General features: G+C 58.7%; 21 protein-coding genes and 2 pseudogenes. 14 read left to right on the forward strand and 9 right to left on the reverse strand.

The window, feature by feature from the left end:
* The first annotated feature begins 5 nt into the window (after positions 1 to 5).
* The 4 genes from efeO (BLU75_RS11075) to BLU75_RS11090 all read left to right on the forward strand — a co-directional run bounded on the left by efeO (BLU75_RS11075) (position 6) and on the right by BLU75_RS11090 (position 4,735).
* The gene (gene efeO / locus BLU75_RS11075) at positions 6 to 1,208 is read left to right on the forward strand and encodes an iron uptake system protein EfeO (RefSeq protein WP_084376550.1); all 1,203 of its coding nucleotides are present in this window, start codon (positions 6 to 8) and stop codon (positions 1,206 to 1,208) included.
* Positions 1,209 to 1,222: 14 nt separating this feature from the next.
* Positions 1,223 to 2,527: an iron uptake transporter deferrochelatase/peroxidase subunit gene (gene efeB / locus BLU75_RS11080; protein WP_084376549.1), complete on the forward strand. Its 1,305-nt coding sequence runs from the start codon at positions 1,223 to 1,225 to the stop codon at positions 2,525 to 2,527.
* Positions 2,528 to 2,550: 23 nt separating this feature from the next.
* Positions 2,551 to 3,369 (forward strand): iron uptake system protein EfeO, encoded by an 819-nt coding sequence (efeO, locus tag BLU75_RS11085; protein WP_084376548.1) that lies wholly within the window; start codon positions 2,551 to 2,553, stop codon positions 3,367 to 3,369.
* Between the two features lie 157 nt (positions 3,370 to 3,526).
* Positions 3,527 to 4,735: an MFS transporter gene (locus BLU75_RS11090; protein ID WP_084376547.1), complete on the forward strand. Its 1,209-nt coding sequence runs from the start codon at positions 3,527 to 3,529 to the stop codon at positions 4,733 to 4,735.
* A 3-nt stretch (positions 4,736 to 4,738) separates the two neighbouring features.
* On the opposite strand, the gene pssA is transcribed toward BLU75_RS11090, so the two are convergent.
* On the reverse strand, positions 4,739 to 6,082 hold the full coding sequence (gene pssA, locus BLU75_RS11095; protein ID WP_084376546.1) for a CDP-diacylglycerol--serine O-phosphatidyltransferase: 1,344 nt from the start codon (positions 6,080 to 6,082) through the stop codon (positions 4,739 to 4,741).
* Between the two features lie 124 nt (positions 6,083 to 6,206).
* Between pssA and BLU75_RS11100 the strand changes: the two genes are divergently transcribed.
* Positions 6,207 to 6,770 carry a TetR/AcrR family transcriptional regulator gene (locus tag BLU75_RS11100; RefSeq protein WP_084376545.1) on the forward strand — a complete coding sequence of 188 codons (564 nt, stop codon included), beginning with the start codon at positions 6,207 to 6,209 and terminating at the stop codon, positions 6,768 to 6,770.
* 54 nt (positions 6,771 to 6,824) lie between these two features.
* Entirely contained in the window at positions 6,825 to 7,304 is a 480-nt protein-coding gene (locus BLU75_RS11105; protein ID WP_090221452.1) for a nuclear transport factor 2 family protein, read from the forward strand.
* A gap of 515 nt (positions 7,305 to 7,819) precedes the next feature.
* Here BLU75_RS11105 and BLU75_RS11110 read toward each other — a convergent pair.
* Both BLU75_RS11110 and BLU75_RS11115 read right to left on the reverse strand, forming a co-directional pair.
* Positions 7,820 to 8,980: a PQQ-dependent sugar dehydrogenase gene (locus tag BLU75_RS11110; RefSeq protein ID WP_084376543.1), complete on the reverse strand. Its 1,161-nt coding sequence runs from the start codon at positions 8,978 to 8,980 to the stop codon at positions 7,820 to 7,822.
* A gap of 38 nt (positions 8,981 to 9,018) precedes the next feature.
* Positions 9,019 to 9,339 carry a hypothetical protein gene (locus tag BLU75_RS11115; RefSeq protein ID WP_090221453.1) on the reverse strand — a complete coding sequence of 107 codons (321 nt, stop codon included), beginning with the start codon at positions 9,337 to 9,339 and terminating at the stop codon, positions 9,019 to 9,021.
* Between the two features lie 205 nt (positions 9,340 to 9,544).
* Here BLU75_RS11115 and ku point away from each other — a divergent pair, with 205 nt between their 5' ends.
* Positions 9,545 to 10,402 carry a non-homologous end joining protein Ku gene (gene ku, locus BLU75_RS11120; RefSeq protein WP_084376541.1) on the forward strand — a complete coding sequence of 286 codons (858 nt, stop codon included), beginning with the start codon at positions 9,545 to 9,547 and terminating at the stop codon, positions 10,400 to 10,402.
* 24 nt (positions 10,403 to 10,426) lie between these two features.
* On the forward strand, positions 10,427 to 12,940 hold the full coding sequence (ligD, locus tag BLU75_RS11125; RefSeq protein ID WP_084376540.1) for a DNA ligase D: 2,514 nt from the start codon (positions 10,427 to 10,429) through the stop codon (positions 12,938 to 12,940).
* 18 nt (positions 12,941 to 12,958) lie between these two features.
* Here the strand turns inward: ligD and lpxO are convergent, their stop codons facing one another.
* Together lpxO and BLU75_RS11135 are read right to left on the reverse strand one after the other, a co-directional pair.
* Positions 12,959 to 13,858, reverse strand: a complete 900-nt coding sequence (lpxO, locus tag BLU75_RS11130) for a lipid A hydroxylase LpxO (protein ID WP_084376539.1) — start codon at positions 13,856 to 13,858, stop codon at positions 12,959 to 12,961.
* Positions 13,859 to 14,146: 288 nt separating this feature from the next.
* Positions 14,147 to 15,490, reverse strand: coding sequence for a Wzz/FepE/Etk N-terminal domain-containing protein (locus BLU75_RS11135; protein WP_084376839.1), 1,344 nt, complete (start codon positions 15,488 to 15,490; stop codon positions 14,147 to 14,149).
* A 389-nt stretch (positions 15,491 to 15,879) separates the two neighbouring features.
* On the opposite strand from BLU75_RS11135, the gene BLU75_RS11140 reads away from it, so the two are divergent.
* Positions 15,880 to 16,290, forward strand: coding sequence for a TIGR03067 domain-containing protein (locus BLU75_RS11140; protein WP_084376538.1), 411 nt, complete (start codon positions 15,880 to 15,882; stop codon positions 16,288 to 16,290).
* 133 nt (positions 16,291 to 16,423) lie between these two features.
* Here the strand turns inward: BLU75_RS11140 and BLU75_RS27845 are convergent.
* Positions 16,424 to 16,525, reverse strand: a pseudogene (locus BLU75_RS27845) (SAM-dependent methyltransferase); the annotation flags it as partial.
* Between the two features lie 465 nt (positions 16,526 to 16,990).
* On the opposite strand from BLU75_RS27845, the gene BLU75_RS11145 reads away from it, so the two are divergent.
* On the forward strand, positions 16,991 to 18,577 hold the full coding sequence (locus BLU75_RS11145) for an ABC-F family ATPase (RefSeq protein WP_084376537.1): 1,587 nt from the start codon (positions 16,991 to 16,993) through the stop codon (positions 18,575 to 18,577).
* Between the two features lie 495 nt (positions 18,578 to 19,072).
* On the forward strand, positions 19,073 to 20,245 hold the full coding sequence (locus tag BLU75_RS11150) for an MFS transporter (RefSeq protein ID WP_084376536.1): 1,173 nt from the start codon (positions 19,073 to 19,075) through the stop codon (positions 20,243 to 20,245).
* A gap of 396 nt (positions 20,246 to 20,641) precedes the next feature.
* On the opposite strand, the gene BLU75_RS11155 is transcribed toward BLU75_RS11150, so the two are convergent.
* A complete protein-coding gene (locus BLU75_RS11155) occupies positions 20,642 to 21,253 on the reverse strand; it encodes an FMN-dependent NADH-azoreductase (protein WP_084376535.1) in 612 nt (203 codons plus the stop codon).
* A gap of 126 nt (positions 21,254 to 21,379) precedes the next feature.
* Between BLU75_RS11155 and BLU75_RS11160 the strand changes: the two genes are divergently transcribed.
* Together BLU75_RS11160 and BLU75_RS11165 are read left to right on the forward strand one after the other, a co-directional pair.
* Positions 21,380 to 22,288, forward strand: coding sequence for a LysR substrate-binding domain-containing protein (locus BLU75_RS11160; RefSeq protein WP_084376534.1), 909 nt, complete (start codon positions 21,380 to 21,382; stop codon positions 22,286 to 22,288).
* Positions 22,289 to 22,299: 11 nt separating this feature from the next.
* Entirely contained in the window at positions 22,300 to 22,650 is a 351-nt protein-coding gene (locus BLU75_RS11165) for an MmcQ/YjbR family DNA-binding protein (RefSeq protein ID WP_084376533.1), read from the forward strand.
* Here the strand turns inward: BLU75_RS11165 and BLU75_RS11170 are convergent.
* Both BLU75_RS11170 and BLU75_RS11175 read right to left on the reverse strand, forming a co-directional pair.
* Positions 22,639 to 23,037, reverse strand: coding sequence for a DUF1294 domain-containing protein (locus BLU75_RS11170; protein WP_084376532.1), 399 nt, complete (start codon positions 23,035 to 23,037; stop codon positions 22,639 to 22,641). The genes BLU75_RS11165 and BLU75_RS11170 overlap by 12 nt on opposite strands.
* On the reverse strand, positions 23,037 to 23,867 hold the full coding sequence (locus BLU75_RS11175) for an undecaprenyl-diphosphate phosphatase (RefSeq protein WP_084376531.1): 831 nt from the start codon (positions 23,865 to 23,867) through the stop codon (positions 23,037 to 23,039). The genes BLU75_RS11170 and BLU75_RS11175 overlap by 1 nt, the downstream gene beginning before the upstream one ends.
* A 342-nt stretch (positions 23,868 to 24,209) precedes the next feature.
* Here BLU75_RS11175 and BLU75_RS28440 point away from each other — a divergent pair.
* Positions 24,210 to 24,851, forward strand: a pseudogene (locus BLU75_RS28440) (cache domain-containing protein); the annotation flags it as partial.
* Between the last annotated feature and the right edge of the window lie 249 nt (positions 24,852 to 25,100).

Below are 25,100 nucleotides of genomic sequence, written 5' to 3' on the forward strand. Positions count from 1 at the left end.
GCCTCTTGTCCACTCAATCTCCTCAACCGTCTTCGCCTCCTCGCGCTCTGCGCTGGGCAGTGGCCGGCTCGGCGGTCGTGATGATCACAGCCGCAGGCCTGTTCTACTACGCCTCACAACGGGCCGCCGCCAAGCGTCAGGTCAACCACAATGAGATCGCGGTGACCATCCACGCCCACCGCTGCGAGCCCAATACCCTGACGGTACCGGCGGGCCGGGCCAGCTTCCGCATCATCAACCGTTCGGAGCGGGCAGTGGAATGGGAAATCCTCGATGGCGTGCTGGTGGTTGAAGAACGCGAAAACATCGCGCCAGGCCTGAGCCAAGTGATCAACGCCAACCTGTTGCCCGGCAACTACGCCATCACCTGCGGCTTGTTGAGCAACCCGCGCGGCACCTTGCAGGTGACCCCCACGGCCGAATCCGAGGCCCAGGCGAAAGCCAAGCCTTCGATGGTCGCCTTTATCGGCCCATTGTCCGAGTTCCGCGTCTATCTGAGTCGTCAAGGCAGTGCGTTGATCCAGGCCGTCACCGCGCTTGAACAGGCGATTGCCGCCGGCGACCTGAATCAGGCTCAAGCGCTGTACCTGCCCGCCCGCGAAGCCTACCAGCGTCTCGCCCCGGCCGCCCAGCGCCTGGCGCCATTGGACAATGCAATCAACGCCCGCGCCGATTACTTTGAAAAGCGTGAGCAAGACCCGGCCTTCACCGGCTTTCATCGCCTCGAATACAGCCTGTTCGAGCAACGCAGCCTCGACAATCTCACGCCCATGGCGCAGCGCCTGCTCACCGATGTCACCCGTCTCAAGCAACAGCTGTTGGCCCAGTCACTGCCGCCGGAGCAACTGGTGAGCATCCTGGTGCGCAACCTCAATAACCTCGCGGACGTGCGTGCCGCCAGCGGCGAGGAAGAGCGCTACAGCCACATCGACCTGAATGGCTTTGCCGCCAACCTGGAAGTGACGCGCAAGGTGGTCGACCTGATGCGTGCGCTGCTGAGCAAGTCGGCTGCCGAGCTGTTACCCGGGATCGACAGCACCATGGCCGGATTCGATGCCCAACTCAACGCCTTGAAAACCGATAACCACTACAGACCCTATGACAGCGTTACCGTCGATCAGCGCAAGCAGATCGCCGACAAGGCCAAGGCCCTGGCCGTTGCACTCGATGGAATCGACCCCGCCCTTGACCTTTCCGGCCTGAAGTGAAGACAACTAGACAGATGACTGATTCAGCACAATTTGACCGCCAGCGGCGCCGTGTCCTGCTGGGAATGGCTGCCACCGGCGCTGCGCTAGCCGGCAGCAGCCTGAGTTGTCCGGCGATGGCTGCCACTGCCGCCCAGGTCACGACCGCTCCGAGCAGCGATAAGACCCGCGACCATCATGCTTTCCATGGCAAGCACCAAAGCGGCATCGTCACGCCGCGCCCGGCCTGCGGGATGCTGGTGGCCTTCGATGTGTTGGCCAGCGACCGTGAAGACCTGGAGCGGCTGTTCCGCACGTTGAACGAGCGCATCGGCTTTCTGATGACCGGCGGTGCCGTGCCGCAGGTGGATCCGAAACTACCGCCGACCGACTCGGGCATTCTTGGCCCGGTGGTGACGCCGGACAATCTGACCATCACCGTTTCGGTCGGCGATTCGCTGTTCGATGAGCGTTTCGGCCTGGCCAGCGCCAAGCCCAAGCGCCTGAGCCGTATGGTCGGTTTTCCCAACGACGCCTTGGAGGCGGCGCAGTGCCATGGCGACCTGAGCCTGCAATTCTGCGCGAATACCCCGGACACCAATATCCACGCCCTGCGCGACATCGTGAAGAACCTGCCAGACCTCCTGCTGGTGCGCTGGAAGCAGGAAGGCAGCGTGCCGCCCCAGCCCCCTGCCCGTCCCGGCACACCCGCCCAGAGCGCGCGCAACTTTCTCGGTTTTCGCGATGGCTCGGCCAACCCGGACTCCAATGACCATCGAACCATGGAGCAAATCGTGTGGGTGCAGCCCGCCAGCGACGAACCCGCCTGGGCGGCCAATGGCAGCTACCAGGCGGTGCGGATCATCCGCAATTTCGTCGAGCGCTGGGACCGCACGCCCCTGCAGGAGCAGGAAAGCATCATCGGCCGGATCAAGGCCAGCGGCGCGCCCATGGACGGTCAACAGGAAACCCAAGTTCCCGACTACAGCAAGGACCCGCAGGGCAAGTTGACCAAGCTCGATGCGCATATCCGCCTGGCCAACCCGCGCACCCCGCAAACGCAGGCCAATCTGATCCTGCGTCGGCCGTTCAATTACTCCAACGGCGTCAACAAAAACGGTCAGTTGGACATGGGGCTGCTGTTCATTTGTTACCAGGCTGACCTGGAGAAAGGCTTCATCAGTGTGCAAACCCGACTCAACGGCGAACCTTTGGAGGAATACCTCAAACCGGTAGGCGGCGGGTATTTTTTCACTTTGCCGGGCGTCACCGGGCCGCAGGATTTTGTCGGCCGCACGCTGCTGGCTGCCACGCAAGCGCCAACCACCGCCAAGACCTGACACACCACAACGGAAACCGTCCCATGCAAAAAACACCTCTCGCGTTATCGTTGCTGCTGGCCGTAGCTGCGCAGGCGGCCTTTGCCGCGCCGGCGCCACTGGATCTGGTCGGCCCGGTCTCGGACTACAAGATCTACGTCACCGAGCAGATCGACGAACTGGTCACGCAGACCCAGGCCTTCACCCAAGCAGTGAAACAGGGCGATCTGGCCACCGCCAAGCAGCTGTATGCACCGACCCGCGTCCACTATGAAACGATCGAGCCGATCGCCGAGCTGTTCAGCGACCTTGATGCGTCGATTGATTCTCGTGTCGATGATCACGAAAAAGGCGTCAAGGCCGAGGACTTCACCGGCTTCCACCGCCTCGAATACAGCCTGTTCGCCGAACACACCACCCAAGGCCTGGATGCCCTGGCCGACGGTCTGAACAACGACGTCAAGGACCTGCAACAGCGTGTCGCCGAGCTGACCTTCCCACCGGAGAAGGTCGTCGGCGGTGCCGCCGCGTTGTTGGAAGAAGTGGCCGCCACCAAGATCTCCGGTGAGGAAGATCGTTATAGCCACACCGACCTGTACGACTTCCAGGGCAATATCGACGGTGCGAAAAAAATCGTCGACCTGTTCCGTGGACAGATCGAGCAACAGGACAAGGTATTCCTGGCCAAGGTCGACAAGAACTTCGCCACCGTAAACAACATCCTGGCCCAGTACAGAACCACCGACGGCGGCTTTGAAACCTACGACAAGGTCAAGGAAAACCACCGCAAGGCGCTGATCGGTCCGGTCAACACCCTGGCCGAAGACCTGTCGACCCTGCGTGGCAAGCTGGGCTTGAACTGATCCAAGCAGGCTCGATCCGGGCAATAATCGCGGGCGACTTTCGCCCGCGATTGCGTATCGGCCGGCTGTACATCCTCATCAGTCCGGCTAATCTCGCTATCGGTTTAGTCGTCTTATCTATACCGTTCAAGCGATACTCACTCACGGAAGATTGCCCATGTCCAATTCGACCGCTGGGGTCAAAGCTGCATTGACCGCCCCGGCCTCGTTCAACTTGCGTCCGCTGCTCATCGCCAACATGGCCTGCACCATGGCGATGATGGCGTTCGTCTCACTGATCGGTCCGATCGCCCGGGTCCTCGGGCTGGCAACCTGGCAGGCGGGTGCGGCGGTAACGGTGTCGGGCGTGATCTGGATGCTCCTGGCGCGGCCTTGGGGCCAGGCCAGCGACCGTCTTGGTCGGCGCCGGGTATTGTTGCTCGGCACAGGCGGTTTCACCTTGGCCTACTGGGCTCTTTGCGTGTTTATCGATGCCTCGCTGGAGCTGCTGCCCTCGGCCACGCTGGCGTTTATCGGGCTGGTGCTGGGGCGCGGCTTGATCGGGGTGTTCTACGCGGCCATCCCGGTGGGTGGATATGCGCTGATTGCCGACAATATCGAACCCGGCCATCGCGCCAAAGCCATGGCTTCCCTGGGTGCCGCCAACGCTTGCGGCCTGGTGTTGGGGCCGGCGATTGCCGCGCTGCTGGCCCGGTACAGCCTGAGCCTGCCGTTTTATGCAATGGCGCTGCTGCCGATGGCGGGCTTCCTGGTGCTGCTGAAACAACTGCCACGCCAGGAACTGCATCTCAAACAGCCGCCCAAGGCGGTGAACCTCTCGGACCCACGCTTGCGGCGTCCGCTGGTGGTGGCGTTTGTCGCAATGTTGTGTGTATCGATTGCCCAGATCACCGTGGGTTTCTTCGCCCTGGACCGTCTGAAAATGAATCCGGCCGATGCCGCCCAAACAGCCGGGATCGCCCTGACCATGGTCGGCCTGGCCTTGATCTGCTCGCAACTGCTGGTGCGCAAACTGGAGTGGTCGCCACTGCGGATGATTCGTGTCGGCGCCATCGTTTCGGGCCTGGGGTTCGCCGGCAGCATGTTCGCCGACACGGCGTGGATCCTGTGGCTGTGCTTCTTTGTCTCGGCAGCCGGGATGGGCTGGATTTTTCCGTCCTTCGCGGCACTTGCGGCCAACGCCGTAGAAGCCTCTGAACAAGGCGCGACGGCGGGTTCGGTGGGCGCTGCGCAGGGTTTTGGGGTGGTCATCGGGCCACTCGTCGGGACCCTGATCTATGCCATCGAACCGCGTCTGCCGTACCTGGTGGCCGCGGCCCTGCTGTTACTCGTCGCCTGCTGGCCCGCGCCCCGGCAACCGCGCTGAATCCTAGAGGATCCGGTACAACAAGCGCTCGATCCGCACTCGGCTGACCCGACGCAGAAACTTGCCGACGGCTGCCGGGTAATCCACCAGCGTCTGCAGTTGCTGGTAACCCTCGATACGCGTGGCGTGCCGGAAAATCTCCACAAGCTCGGCGCCCCGCGGTTCCAACCATTCGCCCTTGGGATCGTCAATCAGCAAGGCATTCTCCAAGTCCAGGCGAAATGCCCGCGGGTTGAGGTTGTTACCGGTGAGCAAGGTATAGCACTGGTCAATCCACATGCCCTTGAGGTGGTAGGTGTTATCCCCGTCGCGCCACAGATGCAGGTTCAGTTGAGCGCTATCGATCATCCGCTGATGCCGTTTGGCAAAACGGCGCAGGCTGATCTCATAGAGATACGGCAGCGCAGCGATCACCTTGAACGGCTCGCTAGGCGGAATGTAGAAATCGTTGGCGGTCTTGTCACCGACGACGATGTCAATCTTCACCCCACGTGCCAGGGCACGATTGATTTCACGGGTGACGGCCAACGGCAGGTTGAAATACGGTGTACAGATGGTCAACTGGTACTGGGCGCTGGCGATCAGTTCACAGATCACCCGACTCAGCGAATTGTTTTTGCCAACCCCGAGCAACGGGCTGACCGATAACCCGCCATTGGGCAACTGACCGCTGCTGGTGTCATATGCCGCATGTTTGAGACGGCTGCGCAGATCACCGATGTCATTGCGCAAGCTGCGTGTGCTGGGCGGATTCGCCAGGTCCAGGCGGTGAACGGCCTTCGAAGCGACCAGCCCATGCTCCACCAAATGCTGCATGGAGTCGGCCAGCGGCTTGTTGTGAATCAGGTGATAGCGGTCGAAACGGTACTTGTCGAACTTGTGCAGATACACATTGTTCAGGCTGGCGCCGCTGTACAGCACGCTGTCATCGATCACGAATCCCTTGAGGTGCAACACGCCAAACAATTCACGGGTCTGCACCGGCACACCGTATACCGGCACACTGCTGGCGTGGCTGTGGGTCATGGCTTGATACCAGGCGCTGTTTCCCGGCTGTTTACCGGCACCGATCAGGCCGCGCTGAGCGCGCAACCAGTCAACCACCACCACGACATCCAGTTCGGGACGAGCGGCCTTGGCCGCGTGCAGGGCATCGAATATCTCCTGGCCGGCCTCGTCGTGTTGCAAATACAACGCAACGATGTAAATGCGCTGAGTGGCTTGGGCAATTTTTTCCAGCAGGCAGCGGCGAAACTCGGCGGCTCCGCAGAGCACGTCGATCGCCTCGGGGGCAAGAGGAAAACCGCGCAGCTTGGGCAACAGGGAACGTTTGAATAACGACGGCATAGGGCTCGCAATGGGTCGAATCCGAAGAGCCCACGAGCTTACACCATAGGCGGACACAGGTCTTCCCGTTGGCCGTTCAAAATAATCGCTTGACCAAGAAGAATGATCGTTCTACTTTTAAGTCATGAACGAAATCAACAGCAATGAAACCCGCGATATCATTTTGGATGTTGCCGAAAAGTTGATCTATAAAAGTGGCATTGCGGCTACCGGTGTGGACCTTCTGGTGAAAACTGCCGGGGTCTCCAGAAAAAGTATTTATCGCTACTTTGCCAACAAGGACGAGTTGGTCATCGCGGCCCTTCAGCGCCGCGATGCGCGCTGGCTGCAGTGGCTACGCAGCGAAGTCGAACGCAACGAGAGCAGCGGTGAACGCCTGCTCGGACTGTTCAGCGCGCTCAAGACCTGGTTCGGTTCCGAGGATTTTCGCGGCTGCGCGTTCATCAACACCAGTGGCGAAACCGGTGACCCGCAAGACCCGGTGCGTTTGCTGGCCAAGGCTCACAAACAGAAACTGTCCGAGTACGTGCTTGAGTTGTGTAACGCGCATGGCTGTGTAGCGGCGCAACAACAGGCCGCGCAACTGCTGATCCTGATCGATGGCGCCATTACCGTTGCCCTCGTCATGGGAGATTCAACCGCCGCTGAGACTGCGCAAACCATGGCGCGAACTTTATTGGCGCTTTAAACGCTATTGATTGCGATAACCCAGGTTCACCCCTTAACGTTCAGGAGCCGTGCCATGTCATCCGATGCTGAAGTTCGCCCACCCCTTCCACCGTTCACTCAAGAGTCGGCGATTGAAAAGATTCGTCTGGCCGAAGACGGCTGGAACTCCAGGGACCCGCAACGCGTGTCCCTGGCTTACACACTCGACACGACGTGGCGCAACCGTACTGAGTTTGCCCGCAACCGCGACGAAGCCAGGGCTTTCCTTGCCCGCAAATGGGCCAAGGAGCTGGATTACCGCTTGATCAAAGAGCTGTGGGCCTTCACTGGCAATCGCATTGCCGTGCGTTACGCCTACGAATGGCATGACGATTCGGGCAACTGGTTCCGCTCCTATGGCAATGAGAACTGGGAGTTCGATGAGAATGGTTTGATGTCCAACCGACATGCTTGCATCAACGATTTGCCGATCAAGGCCAGCGATCGGAAGTTCCACTGGCCCCTGGGTCGGCGCCCGGACGATCATCCGGGGCTGTCCGAGTTGGGGTTGTAATGATTACTTGGTGCCCAGATGTTCAGGCGGCCTGAGGGGATGCCATCGGGAGCCGGAAATGCTGCGCTGGCGGCAAAATACCTGGCAACCTTGAGAACCGCCCCTCACCCTAACCCTCCCGAAACGTCGGACCGCCCCAGAGGGGAGAGGGAACTGAGCGAAGTGTGCTGAGAAAATGTGCGACTTGAAAAACCGTAGTGATTATGGATTCAAAGCTGCTCTTTCAGGTCGCCGTAAACCGTCAATATCCTGCGGTCGGTCACCTCTCACTCTGGGGAGAGGGAACTGAGCGAAGTGTGCTGAGAAAATGCGCGACTTGAAAAACCGTAGTGATTATGGATTCAAAACTGCCCTTTCAGGTCGCCGTAAACCGCCAATATCCTGCGGTCGGTCCCCTCTCCCCAGAGGGGAGAGGGTTAGGGTGAGGGGCGGCTCACAAACAAAACACAAAAAAACCATTCACTGCAGATCAAAACAGCTCTTCCGTCCACTGCATGTCAGCGACTTAAACACCTTCAATCCTGTTTCAATCCAACCCGATACAACACCCCATTCTCCTCATCCGTCAGCACATACAGATAACCGTCCGGTCCCTGTCGCACATCGCGAATACGTGCCTTCAACTCAGCCAGCAAACGCTCCTCGTGCACCACCTTGTCGCCCTCGAACTGCAGGCGAATCAACTCTTGGCTGGCCAAGGCACCGATAAAGACATTGTGCTGCCAGGGCTTGAAACGGTCGGCGTCATAGAACGCCATGCCACTGATAGCCGGCGACTTCTCCCACACATGATGCGGCCCTACCGTGCCCTCGACGGTCTTGCCCTCGGCTTCGGGAATCGGTAGCAAGGAATAATTGATGCCATGGGTCGCCAGCGGCCAGCCATAGTTTTTCCCACGCTCGATGATATTGATTTCGTCACCGCCGCGAGGGCCGTGTTCGTTTTCCCACAAGGTGCCGGTCCAAGGGTTCAGCGCAGCGCCCTGAGGGTTACGCTGGCCGTAGGACCAGATCTCGGGCCTGGCGCCTTTCTGGCCGACAAAGGGGTTATCGTCCGGCACCCGACCATCCGCGAAAATGCGTACGACTTTGCCTTGCAACTTGTCCAGGTCCTGGGCCGTCGAGCGATCGTTGTTTTCCCCCAGGGTCACAAACAGATAGCCGTCGCGGTCAAACACCAACCGCGAACCAAAATGATTGCCGGTGGACAGCTTCGGTTCCTGACGCAGGATGACTTGAAAATCCTTCAGGCCACTCAAGTCTTCAGTCAATCGACCACGTCCCACGGCGGTACCGGCAGTGCCGCCTTTGCCGCCGCCTTCGGCGTAGGACAGATAAACCATCCGGTCCTCTTTGAAGTCCGGCGAGAGCACCACATCCAGCAAACCACCCTGCCCTTTGGCCCAGACTTGCGGCACTCCGTTCAGCGGCGCGGAAAGCTTGCCATCCGGACTGATGAACCGCAGATTGCCTGGCCGTTCTGTGACCAGGAAACCCTGGTTATCCGGCAAAAATGCCACCGCCCAAGGGTTTTCCAAACCTTCGGCAACTGGCGTCACCGTCACCTTGCCCTGCTCGCTGGGAAACTGCTGAGTGTCGGCGGCGGACACCGCAGGTGCGAAGGGCAGCAAGGCGCCAGCGCAGAAGGTCGCCAATAGAGTTTTGCGTAGAAACATACCGTGGAGCTCCTTGTGTTTTTCAACGGTAACAGCGTTCAAGGCTGGCGATTGCCATTCGCGTCGCGCGTGGGAGGCGAAGGCTGGGTGGATGGCCGCACCGGTGCTGTATCACGCTGCGGATAACGATTGCCAATGCCGCCGTTTTCCAAGGTTGGCGGCCGTGGAACGGGCGCGGTATAGGTGCCGCCGCGCAAAATCGGCGTAGTGGGCTGTGTACCCTGCATGCTGTTGGGATTGGCCCGGTGAATCGGACCGTTGTACGGGTTGTTATTGCTGGGCGCGTTTTGGGCCTGAGTGATTGCACTCAGCATCAGGCCGAACGTCAACGCAGCAAGGTTACGCATAGGAACCTTCATGACAAAACCTCTCGGATACGAGGATGACCTGCTTTCGATAGCACGCTACGCCCTGCGTTCGGTTTTGGTCACTAAATAGTCTCCGATCAGGTGTAACACGGCTTTTCAGAGCCGCTGAGACCGCGTTGCCGGCCAGCCGATGGTAGAAACTTTTCTGAAGGCCGACAGGTCACCTAAGCACGCTATCCCTTCAGGAGCTACTTCTATGCCAAGAGCCATATGGAAAGGTGCGATCAGTTTCGGCTTGGTGCACATCCCCGTCTCGCTGGTCTCGGCGACATCCTCCCAGGGTGTGGATTTTGATTGGCTGGACAAGCGCAGCATGGACCCGGTCGGTTACAAGCGCATCAACAAAACCACCGGCAAGGAGGTCACTAAAGACAACATCGTCAAGGGTGTGGCTTACGAAAAAGGCCGCTACGTGGTGCTGAGTGAGGACGAAATCCGCTCGGCCCATCCAAAATCCACACAAACCATCGAAATCATCGCGTTTGTCGCCAGCGACCAGATTCCGTTGCAGAACATCGATACGCCGTATTTTCTGGCGCCGGACAAACGCGGCGGCAAGGTTTATGCCTTGCTGCGCGAAACCTTGAAGAAAACCGCCAAGGTCGCCCTGGCGAACGTGGTATTGCACACCAAACAACACCTGGCCGCATTGGTCCCGCTGGAATCCGCGCTGGTGCTGGTGATGTTGCGCTGGCCCGCCGAGGTTCGCGGCCTGGACGAGCTGGAGCTGGAGAGCGATGTGACGCAGCCGACCTTGACCAAGGGCGAGCTGGATATGGCCAAGCGTCTGGTCGAGGACATGAGTGCCGACTGGCGGCCAGAAGATTACCGCGACAGCTTCCAGGACAAAATCATGGCGCTGGTGGCAAAAAAGGCCAAGGCCGGCAAGATCGAAGACATCGAATCGAACGAAGGCAAAGAAGAACGCAAGTCAGCCGACGTGATCGACCTGACCGAGCTGCTCAAGCGCAGCCTCGGAGCCAAGTCGACGGGCAGCGCCAAGTCAAAAACGACCAAACCTGCGGCGCGCAAAAAAACCACCAAGGCTTCTTGAGCCGGAACCTGCAAGGAAACCGCCATGGCCAAGCCCCTGAGTGAATACCAACGCAAGCGTAACTTCGAGATCACCTCAGAGCCCTCCGAATCGGCGCCCGCTTCAAAGCGCCGAGCCTCGGCGTCGGCCCTGTCGTTTGTGATCCAGAAGCATGACGCGCGTAACCTGCACTATGATTTTCGCCTCGAACTCGACGGGGTACTCAAGAGCTGGGCGGTGCCCAAGGGACCAAGCCTGGACCCGAGCCAGAAACGCCTGGCGGTGCACGTCGAAGATCACCCGTTAAGCTACGGCGGCTTCGAAGGCAGCATCCCTGCCGGCCAATACGGTGCGGGTGACGTGATTGTGTGGGACCGTGGCGTCTGGCAACCCCATGGCGATCCGCTGCAGAGCTACACCGCCGGCAAACTCAAGTTCACCTTGATCGGTGAAAAACTCGCGGGTGACTGGACGTTGGTCCGTACCCGGCTCAAGGGCAGCGGTGACAAGGAACAATGGCTGCTGATCAAGGAAAATGACCAGCAGGCACGCGCCTCGGATGATTACGATATCGTCACCGCCGAACCCAAAAGTGTCTTGAGCGGCGCATCGGTGGGGCGGGCAAAGGCCACGACCAGCGCGCGCAAGAAGACCAGCAAGAAAACCGTTCTGCCCGAACACCTTGCGCCGCAACTGGCCACCTTGGTAGACAGGGCGCCCGCAGGCCATTGGATATACGAAATCAAGTTCGACGGATACCGGATCCTGGCCCGTATTCGCAACGGCCAAGTGCGCCTGTTCACCCGCAACGGCCATGACTGGACTGATCGCCTGCCCCGCCAGGTCAAAGCCCTGGAGGCGCTGAAACTCCAGGACAGTTGGCTGGATGGCGAAGTAGTCAGCCTGAATGCCGATGGCCTTCCAGACTTTCAGGCACTACAGAACGCGTTTGATATCGGTCGCAGCCTGGACATCGTCTATTACCTGTTCGACACGCCCTTCCTCGAAGGCCGCGACCAGCGAGGCGACCCGGTGGAAAAACGTCGAGCCGCACTGAAAGAGGCGATGGCACGCAACAACAGCAAATTGCTGCGCTTCTCCACAGCCTTCACCGCCAATCAGCAAGATATTTTCGAAAGCGCCTGCGACCTTTCCCTCGAAGGCGTCATTGGCAAGCGCGCCGGCAGTCCCTACAACTCTTGCCGCAGCCCGGACTGGATCAAACTCAAATGTCGCCTGCGCCAGGAGTTCGTGATTATCGGCTACACCCAGCCAAAAGGGTCGCGCAGCGGCTTTGGCGCGTTGTTGCTGGCGGTCAATGATGAGGTTGGCCTGGTCTACGCCGGACGCGTAGGAACCGGGTTCGACCAGGCGGCGCTGAAATCCATATACACGAAAATGCAGCCTCTGGAGCGCGAGTCGCCAGCGCTGGATAAGCCCTTGTCCGGCGTCCAGGGGCACGGCGTGCGCTGGATCGAAGCGCAATTGGTCGCCGAGGTACAGTTTGCCGAATGGACCCGCGAAGGCGTTGTACGCCAGGCGGCCTTTGTCGGGCTGCGTACGGATAAACCTGTGGAGCAGATCGTGCATGAGCTACCGCGTCCAGCCAAGTCCTTGAAAGCCACGAAAACCGCTGCCCCGCACATCGCGGATGCTGACAAGGCTAACGTCGCCGGGGTAAAAATCACCCATCCGGCGCGGATCATTGATGCCCAAAGTGGCACGCAAAAGCAGCAACTGGCGAGGTTCTACGAGGCCATCGGCGAGTGGATCCTGCCGCACCTGCGCAACCGTCCTGTCTCGCTGCTGAGGGCGCCAGAAGGCGTCGAAGGTGAACAGTTTTTTCAGAAGCACGCCGAGCGCCTGGCGATCCCCCATATCAAGCAGCTGGATCAGGCGCTGGACCCCGGACATGCACGCCTGATGGAAATCAACAGCGTGGAGGCGCTGACCGGCGCGGTGCAGATGGGCACGATCGAGCTGCACACCTGGGGCGCGACGACGAACAAGATCGAGACCCCGGATCTGTTTGTGCTCGACCTCGACCCGGACCCGGCATTGCCCTGGAAAAGCATGCTGGAAGCCGCGCAATTGACCTTAGCGGTGTTGGATGAACTGGGCCTGGATAGCTACCTCAAGACCAGCGGTGGCAAGGGCTTGCATTTCATCGTCCCGTTGGCACGCAGAGATGGCTGGGAAACGCTGAAGGTTTTCACCAAGGCCATCGCACAGTTCATGGCAAAGCAATTGCCGGAACGCTTTACCGCCACCTCGGGGCCGAAAAATCGCGTCGGGAAGATATTTATCGATTACCTGCGCAATAGCCGCGGAGCCAGTACGGTTGCGGCCTACTCGGTCCGGGCCCGACCGGGCTTACCGGTGTCTGTGCCTGTCAGCCGGGATGAGTTGAACGGGCTGCGCGGCGCGCAACAATGGAACATCGCCAACCTGCACCAACGGTTGCAGGGTTTGCAGGAGGATCCATGGGCGGGTTACGCCAATCGACAGCGAATCAGCCAGAAAATGTGGGAGAAGCTGGGAGCGCATCCGCCAGACTGAGGCGCTCCGTAAACGCGCTTAAATAAGCACAAAAACCGCCGCCAGCAGCGCAAAGATCGCCCATTTTTCCAGGTAATAGCGCGTGCGGTTACGCTTTTTCAGCGCTTTGCCGCGCAGACGGATCTTGTACAAGCGCGCAAAGGCCCGATTCAAGCCGCCCGTCTTGTCGCCCGCATCATTGGGCGAGCCGGCCGCCGCCATGACAGTGCGACTGAACCAGCGATTGAAGGCAGCCGCCCAGCGATACTTCATCGGGCGCTCGATATCGCAAAACAAGATGAGGCGATTGTGCTGGGTCATGTTTTCGGCAAAGTGGATATAGGTTTCATCGAACATCACCGCCTCGCCGTCACGCCAGTGGTAGTTTTCGCCGTCCACGTTGATGTAACAACCCGGATCATTGGGCGTGTCCAGCCCCAGATGATAACGATAGGACCCGGCGTACGGATCACGATGGCGAACCAGCCTGGAGCCTGGCGGCAGCTCGGCGAACATCGCCGCCTTGATCGAGCCAATGCCTTGCACCAACTCGGTCGTGCGTGGGCATAACTTCATGGCGGACGGATGACTGTCGCCATACCACTTCAGGTAAAAACGCTTCCAGCCCGACTTGAAAAACGAGTTGAAACCCACGTCGTCGTATTGCTCGGACCGCTTGATCGCGCCAGCTCGGATCAAGTTCTGGCCCTCCAGGCGAATCTCTTCCCAATGTTCCTCCAAGGGACTCAGGTCGGGAAAGTCGCGGGGGGACAAATACGGTCGACCGGGCAGCTTGGAGAACAGGTACAGGAAACAATTGACCGGCGCGAGGAACGTCGAATGGTCACTTAATTGGCGGCCCAGCTTATGCCTCACCCGGCCACGCAGATGGACATACGCAATCGAGGCAACGTAGAGAGTAACAATGATGAGTTTCAAGGGAATTAGTCACATGTCAGAAGAGTACAGGCTGCTCCTGCGGGTCCCGACAGACCGCGAATTGAAAAGCAGCACCTGAAATCACAATTCGTTAACAGGCGACACGACAGGCTTGAACACCGTCCTGATCGTGGCCAATGGCCTTTATTCTAGCCATAGTTTGTAACCAAAGGTTAACCGAAATTTGTGAAAAGGTGTTCAGCGACTATGTTACTCAACCGCCGCGAAATATCCACGGCGGATGTGTCGGGCTGCGACGCAGCCCGGGAAGGTTTTAGCTTTGCCGTCTCAGACCAACGGTTCATCATCCTTGCGTTCACGCCGGGAGAAGCGGTCATCCACCAACGGTGAGTAAGGCGGCGTTGCATGCCGAGCCAGGACGAAATGGCGAATCAATGCCGCCAGTACTCCGAGCACCAATCCGGCCACCAGGCTCAACGCAACCACCAGGACTTTTTTCGGTTTGACAGGGCTCAGTGGTTCCTGGGCACGGCGGTCGATCGTCACCAGCTTCAAGTGACTCATGTCGATGTTCAGGCCACGCAGACGCGCCATCTCCGCCCGCAACGGCTCGACATCCTGCAGGAAAATATCCTCGTTGCCGCGCTTGTTCAGCACCTCGACCTCACGGTTGACCTGCAGCATCTGCAACTCTTTGCCGATTTCAGCGATACGGCTGTTAGTGAAGTCATCACTGGTACGATGCTGCAGGGCAATACGTTCGGCTTCAAGAGCCTCGGTCCCCATGAAATACAGCGGGATCTTTTGGTTGTTCACCTCGGTGCGCATCACCTGGCTCGAACTATCGCGCCCGGCATCCGCCATGGACGAAGGGGTTGTCGGGTGTGTGATGCCCATGGATTTGGCAATCGAAATCGCCTCGCTCAGCTCCGCCAAGCGGTTGGAACGCTCCATTTTCATCTGCAGGCGCAAGGCCTTGAGTTCGTCCTCGAGCTGTGCACGCTTGAGCTTGTCGCTCTCCAGCAACGTGGCAATCTTTGACTCTTTATCGGTCTCGTAATTGGAACGCTCGGCGTCAATCTTGCCTTTGAGTTCAGCGAGCCGGTTATTGACGATCACTTTCAGGTCGGCACCGACTTGCGCCCGTTCGGCGGCAATCGCGTAGTCAACAAAGCCATTGAGGATCGCGACCCCATCGATGTCAGCGGGATAATCCAACTCCAAGCGGATGTAACTGCTCAAGGAGTCGGCTTTTTTCGGGTCGGGCAAGGTCAGCTTGATAGCGTCCCGGTTAAAGGCCTCGAAACTTTGCTCAAGGCTGCGCCCTGGCTGCTGGAACGCTTCGAACAACGCCTGGTTGGCCTTGAAAAAGCTCAATCGGGTGTCGTATGAATCCAGTTGCGAGCCGACTTTGATCAGCGCGTCAGCGGGGGGCAGTTTATAGACTTCGGACCGGTTGAGAGCATCCAGCTCATTGATGGCTGCAGGGCGCAACACACTGCTGACTCGATATTCGCGGGGCGCCAGTAATGCGTAACCTACGCCCAGGAGACCTACAAAAACCGTACAGCCGATGACCAGTTTCTTTTGCCGCCAGATGGATTGAAACAGTTCAAACAAATCAATTTCGTCCGATCCCACATGAGATTGAAGCTGGGGAGTTTTATTCAAAATGGGCACACCCTCAAGTAGTGGACGCTGCTTGTCCAGTACACGGTAAATCTGAGTAACTAATTGAAAATACAGGGACAACGCCCCGGGCACGGCAAATGCACGCAAGCCAACGGTAATCGGACCACTTATCGGCTGGAAAAATCCCTACGGCGTAAAAATGTTTCCTTTTCCTCACGGGAAGCGTGTTTAGGCTGCTCGTGAGCCCCGACGACGTGGAACTGCGCCTACGATATGCCAAAATTGCGCTAAATGCCTGTCGGAAAAGGGGAAACCTCGAAAATCAGGTTTTCTTTCAGATAACTCTTAAACGCATTTCAGCGGCCGCCTGCGGAAGTGGCGCAGGCCGGTGATATTGCTGCCCCATCTCTTCCAAGAAGGATCTTTATATGTCGCTCTCCGTGACGCCCTTGGCGCCCTGCCCTGACGATCAAGATTTTCAGAACCTGCAAGGTGAGTGGGAACAAACCGAACTGGAAGAAGGTGGCATCACCAACCCTCCAGACGCGCACAGCGCGCCTGGCGCAGTCACCACGATCCGTGATGACCGGTTCCAGGTCGCAGCACCCAGTGGCGAGGTATTATTGGCGGGGAGCTTTACCCTGGATGCCAGTACAACACCCAAGAGCATTACCTGGATTGATTCGATGGGAAGCGACGCCGGCAAGCGATTGCCGGCGAGCTACATCTTGGATGGTGGCTACTTCAGGTTTATCGCTGCTGACGAAGGCATGCCGAGGCCCGTCCATTTCAGTACCGGTCCCGGACAAACCATGCGCACGTTTGTCCGCAGACAGTGATTAATCGGGCAAGCAGATTTGCGACAGGATTTTCACGAAGCCTTCACCTTTGCCGCTATAGGGTGAAGGCTACTCCTCAAGTGAATCTCTTGGCCTGCTTCCCCAGCAGGCCTTTTTTTTGCCTGCGCGTCACTCAAGCCGATTGTTTGACCGCCGTCAGTGTGCAGCACATCGGCAACTGCGCGACCTGGTGCTCATATTGGGCGTAATTTGAATGCGGGTATTGGCGCAGGTGGGTTTGTCCATTATGTCTCCTGACGTCCGAACGGGACGCAGGCTTCGAAAGTCGTTCGCCCTGCACTAACAGCCTCGTCGTCCTTGAACCGGTAAAGAGCCATTACTGCAGGGCGAACGCAAGAAACTTAGGTCAGGCCAATGATATGTTCAACTGTTAACAAGAAGAAAATGCGCAAAAGCTGATCAACGCGAGGTTTTCTCTACAACTTCGTGAATTTTGTAGAGTTTTCAGCCCCTACGACTGAGCAATCCCCGTCCGGTTTCCAGACGGTCCCACCCTGCCATACAACTCGCGCCTCACATATGCGACAATGCGCGCCAAATTCCAACATGCACCCCATATTTCCCGCTCAGTGACTGGATCCCACGCCCCACAGTCGCTGTCGACGCATGCCCGTTGGCCCTGGTTCAAAAGGCTCCAGGCTCAAATACGCGCACCCCAAGCTATTGATAGGTAAAGTAATTGATCTCCACAGCTAACATCACCATGCAGTTCGGCGCCAAGCCACTCTTTGAGAACGTTTCGGTCAAGTTCGGCGCCGGTAACCGTTATGGTTTGATCGGTGCCAACGGATGCGGCAAGTCGACCTTCATGAAAATCCTCGGTGGCGACCTGGAGCCGTCCGGTGGACAAGTCATGCTGGAACCGAACGTGCGTCTGGGCAAGCTGCGCCAGGATCAGTTCGCCTACGAAGAATTCAATGTCATCGACACCGTGATCATGGGTCACGAAGAGCTGTGGAAGGTCAAGGCCGAGCGCGATCGCATCTATTCCTTGCCGGAAATGAGTGAAGAAGACGGCATGGCCGTCGCCGAGCTGGAAACCGAATTCGCCGAGATGGACGGCTACACCGCCGAATCCCGCGCAGGTGAACTGCTGCTGGGCCTGGGCATTCCCCTGGAACAGCATTTCGGCCCGATGAGCGAAGTATCGCCAGGCTGGAAACTGCGGGTGCTGCTGGCACAGGCACTGTTTTCCGATCCGGAAGTGTTGCTGCTCGACGAACCGACCAACCACCTGGACATCAACACCATTCGCTGGCTGGAAAATATCCTGACCCAGCGTAACAGCCTGATGATCATCATCTCTCACGACCGTCACTTCCTGAACAGTGTCTGCACCCATATGGCCGACCTGGACTATGGTGAGCTGCGCCTGTTCCCGGGCAACTACGACGAATACATGACCGTGGCGACCCAGTCCCGCGAGCAGCTGCTGTCAGACAACGCCAAGAAGAAAGCACAGATTTCCGAGCTGCAATCCTTTGTCAGCCGCTTCTCGGCCAACGCCTCGAAAGCCAAGCAGGCCACCTCCCGCGCCAAGCAGATCGACAAGATCCAACTGGCGGAAGTCAAGCCATCGAGCCGCGTCAGCCCGTTCATCCGCTTTGAGCAAACCAAAAAGCTTCACCGCCAGGCCGTTATTGTCGAGCGCATGGCCAAGGGTTTTGATGGCAAGGCCCTGTTCAAGGACTTCAGCTTCACCGTTGAAGCCGGCGAGCGCGTGGCGATCATCGGTCCGAACGGTATCGGCAAGACCACGCTGCTGCGTACCCTGGTCAACGAACTGACGCCGGATGCCGGTACTGTCAAGTGGACCGACGCGGCGGAACTGGGTTATTACGCCCAGGACCACGCCCATGATTTTGAAGACGACGTCAGCCTGTTCGACTGGATGGGACAGTGGACCCAGGGCGAGCAAGTCATCCGTGGCACCTTGGGTCGGATGCTGTTCTCCAACGATGAAATCCTCAAGTCGGTCAAGGTCATCTCCGGTGGTGAGCAAGGTCGCATGTTGTTCGGCAAACTGATTCTGCAAAAGCCCAACGTGCTGATCATGGACGAACCGACCAACCACTTGGACATGGAATCCATCGAAGCCCTCAACCTGGCGCTGGAAAACTACCCAGGCACGCTGATCTTCGTCAGCCATGACCGTGAGTTCGTATCGTCCCTGGCCACCCGCATTATCGAACTGAGCCCAAGTGGCGTGATCGACTTCAGCGGCACCTACGACGACTACTTGCGCAGCCAGGGTGTGGTGTTTTAAAAGCAGCCGCAAGCCGCAAGCAAAAAGCCCCGTCTGATGTGACGTAATGCCGTTCAGTTAAGGTTTTTGTAGGAGCGAGCTTGCTCGCGAAGAACTTATAGATGCCGCGTTTATTCAGGAAACACGCGTTATCGTTAACGTTTTTCGCGAGCAAGGGCTAGGCGCCCCCCTCGCTCCTACAGTGGCCTCTATGTGCTTAACTGAACGGCATTACGTCTGATGTGACGGGGCTTTTTGCGTTTCTACTGGGACAAATCAGCGTCTTGAGCTTAGCCCTGTAGAAGCTGTCGAGCCTTGGCGAGGCTGCGTTAGCGGTCGACGTAGCCTCGCCAAGGCTCGACAACTGCTACGGGAGTTTGCCATGGGTCACTTTCATACCCGCCTGCGATACGGGACCCTCTCTATCAAAGCAGCTCGCCTAGATAGTTAGCCTGCTTCCTTTTCTGCCTCGCCCTTGCCATGATGTGTTCACCGCCCGCCCGCGAACGAGCCGCCATGCCAGTCGCCCCCAGCTCCCTGTCAGTTACCCTGCAAATCGTCTCTATCGTCTTCTATACCTTCATCGCCTTTATCTGCATCGGTCTGCCGATTGCGGTGATTCCGGGTTATGTCCATGAGCAATTGGGTTTCAGCGCGGTGGTGGCCGGTGTAACCATTGGCTCGCAATACCTGGCCACCTTGCTCAGTCGGCCCATGGCTGGGCGCATGTCGGACAGTGTCGGCACCAAGCGTGCGATTGTGCTCGGGCTGAGTGGCATCCTCATCAGCGGCGTGCTGACCTTCCTGGCCACCTTGCTGCAAGACCTGCCGAACCTGAGCCTGGGTATCCTCATCATTGGACGGGTGCTGCTCGGTGTTGCCCAAGGCTTGATCGGCGTCGGCACCATCAGTTGGTGCATGGGTCAAGTCGGTGCCGAGCACACGGCGCGCTCGATTTCCTGGAATGGCATCGCCTCCTACGGCGCCATTGCCATCGCCGCGCCGCTCGGGGTGGTGATGGTCACGCGCTACGGTTACCCCAGCCTTGGTCTCGCCCTCACACTGCTCGCGGCCCTTGGTTTGCTGTTAATTCGCAAAAAACCCTCGGTGCCAGTGGTACGCGGTCAGCGCCTGCCCTTCTGGGCGGTTTTCGGGCGCATAGCCCCGTTTGGCACAAGTCTGTGCCTGGCCTCCATCGGTTACGGCACCCTGACTACTTTCATTACCTTGTTCTACCTGAGCCGCGGCTGGGCTGGCGCCGCCTGGTGCCTGACGGTATTCGGCCTCTGCTTTATCCTCGCGCGACTGCTGTTTATCTCCAGCATCAACCGCTTCGGTGGATTCCACGCGGCGATCGCCTGCATGAGTCTCGAAACCCTTGGGCTGGTGCTGTTGTGGCTGGCCCCGTCCACCAGCGTTGCGCTGATCGGCGCGGGCCTGACCGGATTCGGCCTGTCGCTGGTCTATCCGGCGCTAGGCGTCGAGGCGATCAAACAAGTGCCCAACAGCAGTCGTGGCGCGGGGTTAAGTGCGTATGCGGTATTTTTTGACTTAGCGCTGGCAATCGCCGGACCGCTGATGGGAGCGGTGGCGCGGAACCTGGGATATGCGTGGATTTTCTTTTGCGCCGCGCTGCTCTCGGTGAGCGGCTTGGGTCTGACCCTGTTGCTCAAGCGGCGGGCCCAGTGATCGGCCGTGTGCATCCTCGCGTCGGTCGACAGACCTAGGATGTGACCGGGATTGCGGCAGCGATACCTGACGCTCCCGCTTAAACAAAAAGCCCGGTACTCCCGTCATGCCGTTCAGTTAAGAAAGTCGCGTGCCGAACACCGTCCCGTGGCGAGGGGGCTCGTCCCCCGTTGGGCTGCGCAGCGGCCCTGAAAGCGGTCGCTGAGTTTTTTCTGGAGTCATGCGGTGTATAGCGATTGGGGCTGCTGCGCAGCCCAACGGGGGACGAGCCCCCTCGCCACAAAAACGGTATCAGGCAACAGCATCGCGGTACTGCGGCACCTTTCAGGCCCCCGAATACAGAGCTCTGACGTCTCGACCCAGACTGATCGAGTCGCGGCGAAATTTACGCGGTGCTTATGCAGCAGCGAATAGCTGATCGCTGATCATCGCGCTGGCATCGTTCAGGGCCTTGTTGCGCGCTTCCTCACCGTAAGCCAGGCCTTGGGCACGGACAAACTCAATATCGGTGATACCAATAAAGCCCAACAGCAATTTCAAGTAATCCTCGTGGGCCACACCGGACGGCTGGCCAACGTGCAGTCCACCTGCGGTGGAAACCACGATGACTTTCTTGTTGCCGCACAGGCCTTGCGGACCGGCTTCGGTGTAGCGAAAGGTTTGGCCGGCAACGGCGATGCGGTCGATCCAGGCTTTAAGCTGGGTCGGAATGGTGAAGTTGTACATTGGCGCGGCCAGCACCACGGCGTCAGCGGTGAGGAATTCAGCCAGGGTCGAGGCGCTCAGGTCAGCTTCGTGCTTCTGCACCGCGTCACGCAACTCGGCGGCAGTCCCCAACGCACCCAGGGTGACGCCGGAAAAGTGGCTGATCCCTTCACTGGCCAGGTCACGGTAAGTCACCTCCACCCCCGGCTCGGCCGCTTGCCAGGCCTTGACCACTTGCGCGCTCAACTGACGGGACGCCGAGTTGTCGCCCAAGATACTGGAATCAATATGCAAAAGTTTCATGTGGGATCTCCGAGTGAGGATCGCCACCGGCGATCGAATGCAGGCCATCCTATAGATCAAACGAATAGCCGATTAGCCCATTAAAATGCGATAGTTCGTCCCACTGACAGGACAATAGGCCGATCCATGCAAGACCTTAATGACCTTTATTATTTTGCCAAGGTGGTGGAAGCCGGTGGTTTCGCGGCCGCCGGGCGCCTGCTTGGCGTGCCCAAGTCGCGGCTGTCGCGACGGATTGCCGAGCTGGAAGAACGCTTGGACGCCCGCTTATTGCAACGAACGACCCGTCAACTGACCCTGACGGCCGTCGGCGAGCGCTACCTCGGGCACTGTCAGGCGATGTTGCTGGAGGCGGAGATGGCTGACGAAGCGGTCGTCAACATGTCCAGTGAGCCACGCGGCCGATTGCGTGTCAGTTGCCCGGTGGGTCTGGCGCACGAAATCCTGCCGACAATGGTCCCGGAGTTTCTCGCTACGTACCCGTTGGTGCAATTGGAGATGATGCTGATCAATCGCCGTGTCGACCTGGTGGCCGAAGGCATCGATGTCGCGTTGCGGGTACGGGAATTGGGCGACGAGGATCCACTGCTGGTGACTCGACGCCTGCGGCAGGCCCGCACCGCGCTGGTGGCGAGCCCGGAACTGGTGCGTGCTCGACAGATCGCGACCCTGGACGACCTGAAGCAACTGCCCGTGCTCGGTGCACTGGAAGCCGACCGCATGGTCCACCTGCGCATACTTGATCCCGGGGGCAACAGCCATGATCGGGTGATGGAGGCACGTCTGGGCACCGAAGATTTTCTGGTGCGCAAAGCCTGCGTACTCGCCGGGCTGGGCTTTACCATGCTGCCGATGATGTATTGCGAGCAGGAACTGCAAAGTGGCCGACTGGTGCAGTTGTTACCGGACTGGTCGCTGCCCGGCGGTTGGCTGCAAGCGGTGTACCCTCACCGGCGCGGTGTATCGCCGGCGATACGTGCCTGGATTGATTTCATGGCGCACGCCTTTGAAAACTGCGGAGACCGACCGTTATGAGTGACAGGAAGATGACCGAAGCAGACGTCGCGCACTTCTGCCTGGGCTTGCCCGGGGCGCGCGAGGACTATAAGTGGGGCGGCGTGCGGGTGTTCTCGATCGCGGGGAACAAGATGTTCGCCCTGCAGAATCTGCGGGGCGAGTCACTGGCGTTCAAGGTCGACAAGGAATTGTTTCTCGGTCATGTCGATCGCCCAGGGATCCACCCCGCTCCCTACCTGGCGCGAGCGCAGTGGATCATCATGCAAACGCCCTACCCGCTGGGCGGTGAAGAGCTGCGCGGTTTGTTGCAGCGCTCCCACCAACTGGTAGTGAGCAAACTGCCCAAACGCACGCAGATTGGACTCAAGCTAGAACCATGAGAACAGCGTGGCCCCCAGGAACAGTTGATCGATCCAGAACACCTGGTGCAGCAACACGATCAACCAGAATACCGCCTGATAAGCGACTTTGCGGGTCTTGTGGCGAAACACTTGTTGGGCGACCAGCGCACCCGGCCAGCCGCCGGCCAGTTCCAGGGCGTGGAGGATTTTCTCCGGCGTACGCCAGCTGCCACCTTGGGCCTTACGCTTGTCGCTCCAATAGAGGAAAAACGTGACCACGCTGACCAGCCCATAAGCTGCCAGCGGAATCAGCGAGCCCCCGCGAAACCCAAGCCACGCCGCGCCGAACAGTGGCACGGCGCACAGCAACAGAAACATCAAGACCTTGAAGCGCGGATGCTGGATAGCGTTGTGGTGCTTGTTCATCAGGCTTTGACCGCTGTCCAGTCAATCCACCCGAACTGCCAGGTGGCCAGGATCAACAAACCGAACGCGATGCGATACCAGGCAAAAGCGGCGTAGCTGTGACTGGCGATAAACTTGAGCAAGCCTCGGACCGCGATCATCGCAAAAATGAACGAGGTCACAAAGCCGACCGCAAACACCGGCAGATCGGCCGGCTGGAACAGATCCCGGTACTTGTAGCCGGAGTACACCGCCGCGCCGACCATGGTCGGCATGGCCAGGAAGAACGAGAACTCCGTGGCGGTCTTGCGCGACAGGCCGAACAACAGGCCGCCAATGATGGTCGACCCGGAACGGGAAGTCCCCGGAATCATCGCCAGGCATTGAGCGAAGCCCACTTTCAAGGCGTCTTTCCAGGTGATCTCATCCACGCTTTCGGCATGCACTTCATGCTCGCGGCGCTCGGCCCACAACATGATCACACCGCCCACCACCAGCGCTGTAGCCACGGTGATCGGGTTAAACAGGTACTCGTGGATCAGGTCGGCAAAAATCACCCCCAACACTACCGCAGGCATAAAGGCGATCAGCAGGTTGCCGGTGAACCGCTGCGCGTTGCGTTGGGTGGGCAACCCAAGCACAACGTCAATGATCTTGCGTCGAAACTCCCAGACCACCGCCAAAATGGCGCCTAACTGGATGATGATGTTGAATGCCATGGCGCGTTCGCCACCGAAGTCGAGCAAGTCGGCAACGATGATCTGGTGACCGGTACTGGAGATCGGCAAAAACTCCGTCAACCCTTCGACAATGCCAAGTATCAATGCCTGAAAGGCGGTCCAAAAATCCATTATTCCCCCAAAAGGTCATGCGTCAGCATGCCTGGTTGATATTTTTTCTATGTTCACTAACGCTGAGCACGCTCAGTTTCCAGCGCGCAGGATCAAGGCTGAACTGCAAAAAATTCCGTGAAAAATCAGGCAGGACTCAGGTTTTTTGATTCCGGGCCGAAAGCCTATCAGACAAGCCCGTTTTTCGCCTCGCGTTATCACTGGCCAGTCCGGGCAACGCCAAAAAAAATAAGAACGCGGAGTGACAAGACTATGAACAGTTTGCGCAATATGTCGATCAGCCGACGCCTTTGGTTGATCTTGATAGTCGCGGTGCTGATGTTGCTCACCCTGGGTTTGCTGATGCTCAAGCAGATTCACAACGACCTCTACCAGGCCAAAAGTCAGCAGACCCAGCATGTGGTAGAAACCGCCGGCGGAATCCTGAATTTTTATCACAATCTCGAAACCACCGGCGTACTGACCCGTGAAGCGGCTCAGCAGCAAGCCTTGAGCGTCGTGCGCGGGCTGCGTTATGACGTCGATGATTACTTCTGGATCAACGACATGACGCCAGTGATGATCATGCACCCGGCCAATCCCAAGCTGGATGGCAAGAATCTCTCGTCCATTCGCGACCCGGACGGTTTTGCGGTGTTCAATGAGTTTGTCAGCCTGGCCCAGGCCAAGGGCGCTGGCATGGTCAACTACCGCTGGCCCAAACCCGGCGCGGATGCGCCCGTGGCAAAAACCTCCTATATCCAGTTGTTCAAGCCTTGGGGCTGGATTATCGGCTCCGGCGTCTACGTTGATGATGTGCAGGCAGAGTTCCGGGTCCAGATGTGGAAAGCCTGCATCATTGGCCTCGGTATTGCCCTGATCATGACGTTGCTGGTGGTGCTGATCGCCCGCAGCATCGTGCGCCCGTTGCAGGACGCAGTGAATGCCATGGCCAATATCGCCAGCGGCGAAAGCGACCTGACCCGCAGCCTCGACACCCACGGCCAGGACGAAGTCACCGAACTGTCCCGGCACTTCAACAGCTTCACCGCCAAATTGCGCCAGGTGGTCGGCCAGTTGCAGACGTGCGCCAACGCCCTGGGCCAGTCGTCGACGGAGTTGGGCAACAACGCCAGCCAGGCCCATGACCGCAGCCAGCAGCAGTCCCAGCAGATGGAGCTGGTCGCCACTGCCATCAATGAAGTGACCTACGGCGTGCAGGATGTGGCTAAAAATGCAGAACATGCGGCCAGT

The organism is Pseudomonas mucidolens, assembly GCF_900106045.1.
GTDB classification, from domain to species: domain Bacteria; phylum Pseudomonadota; class Gammaproteobacteria; order Pseudomonadales; family Pseudomonadaceae; genus Aquipseudomonas; species Aquipseudomonas mucidolens.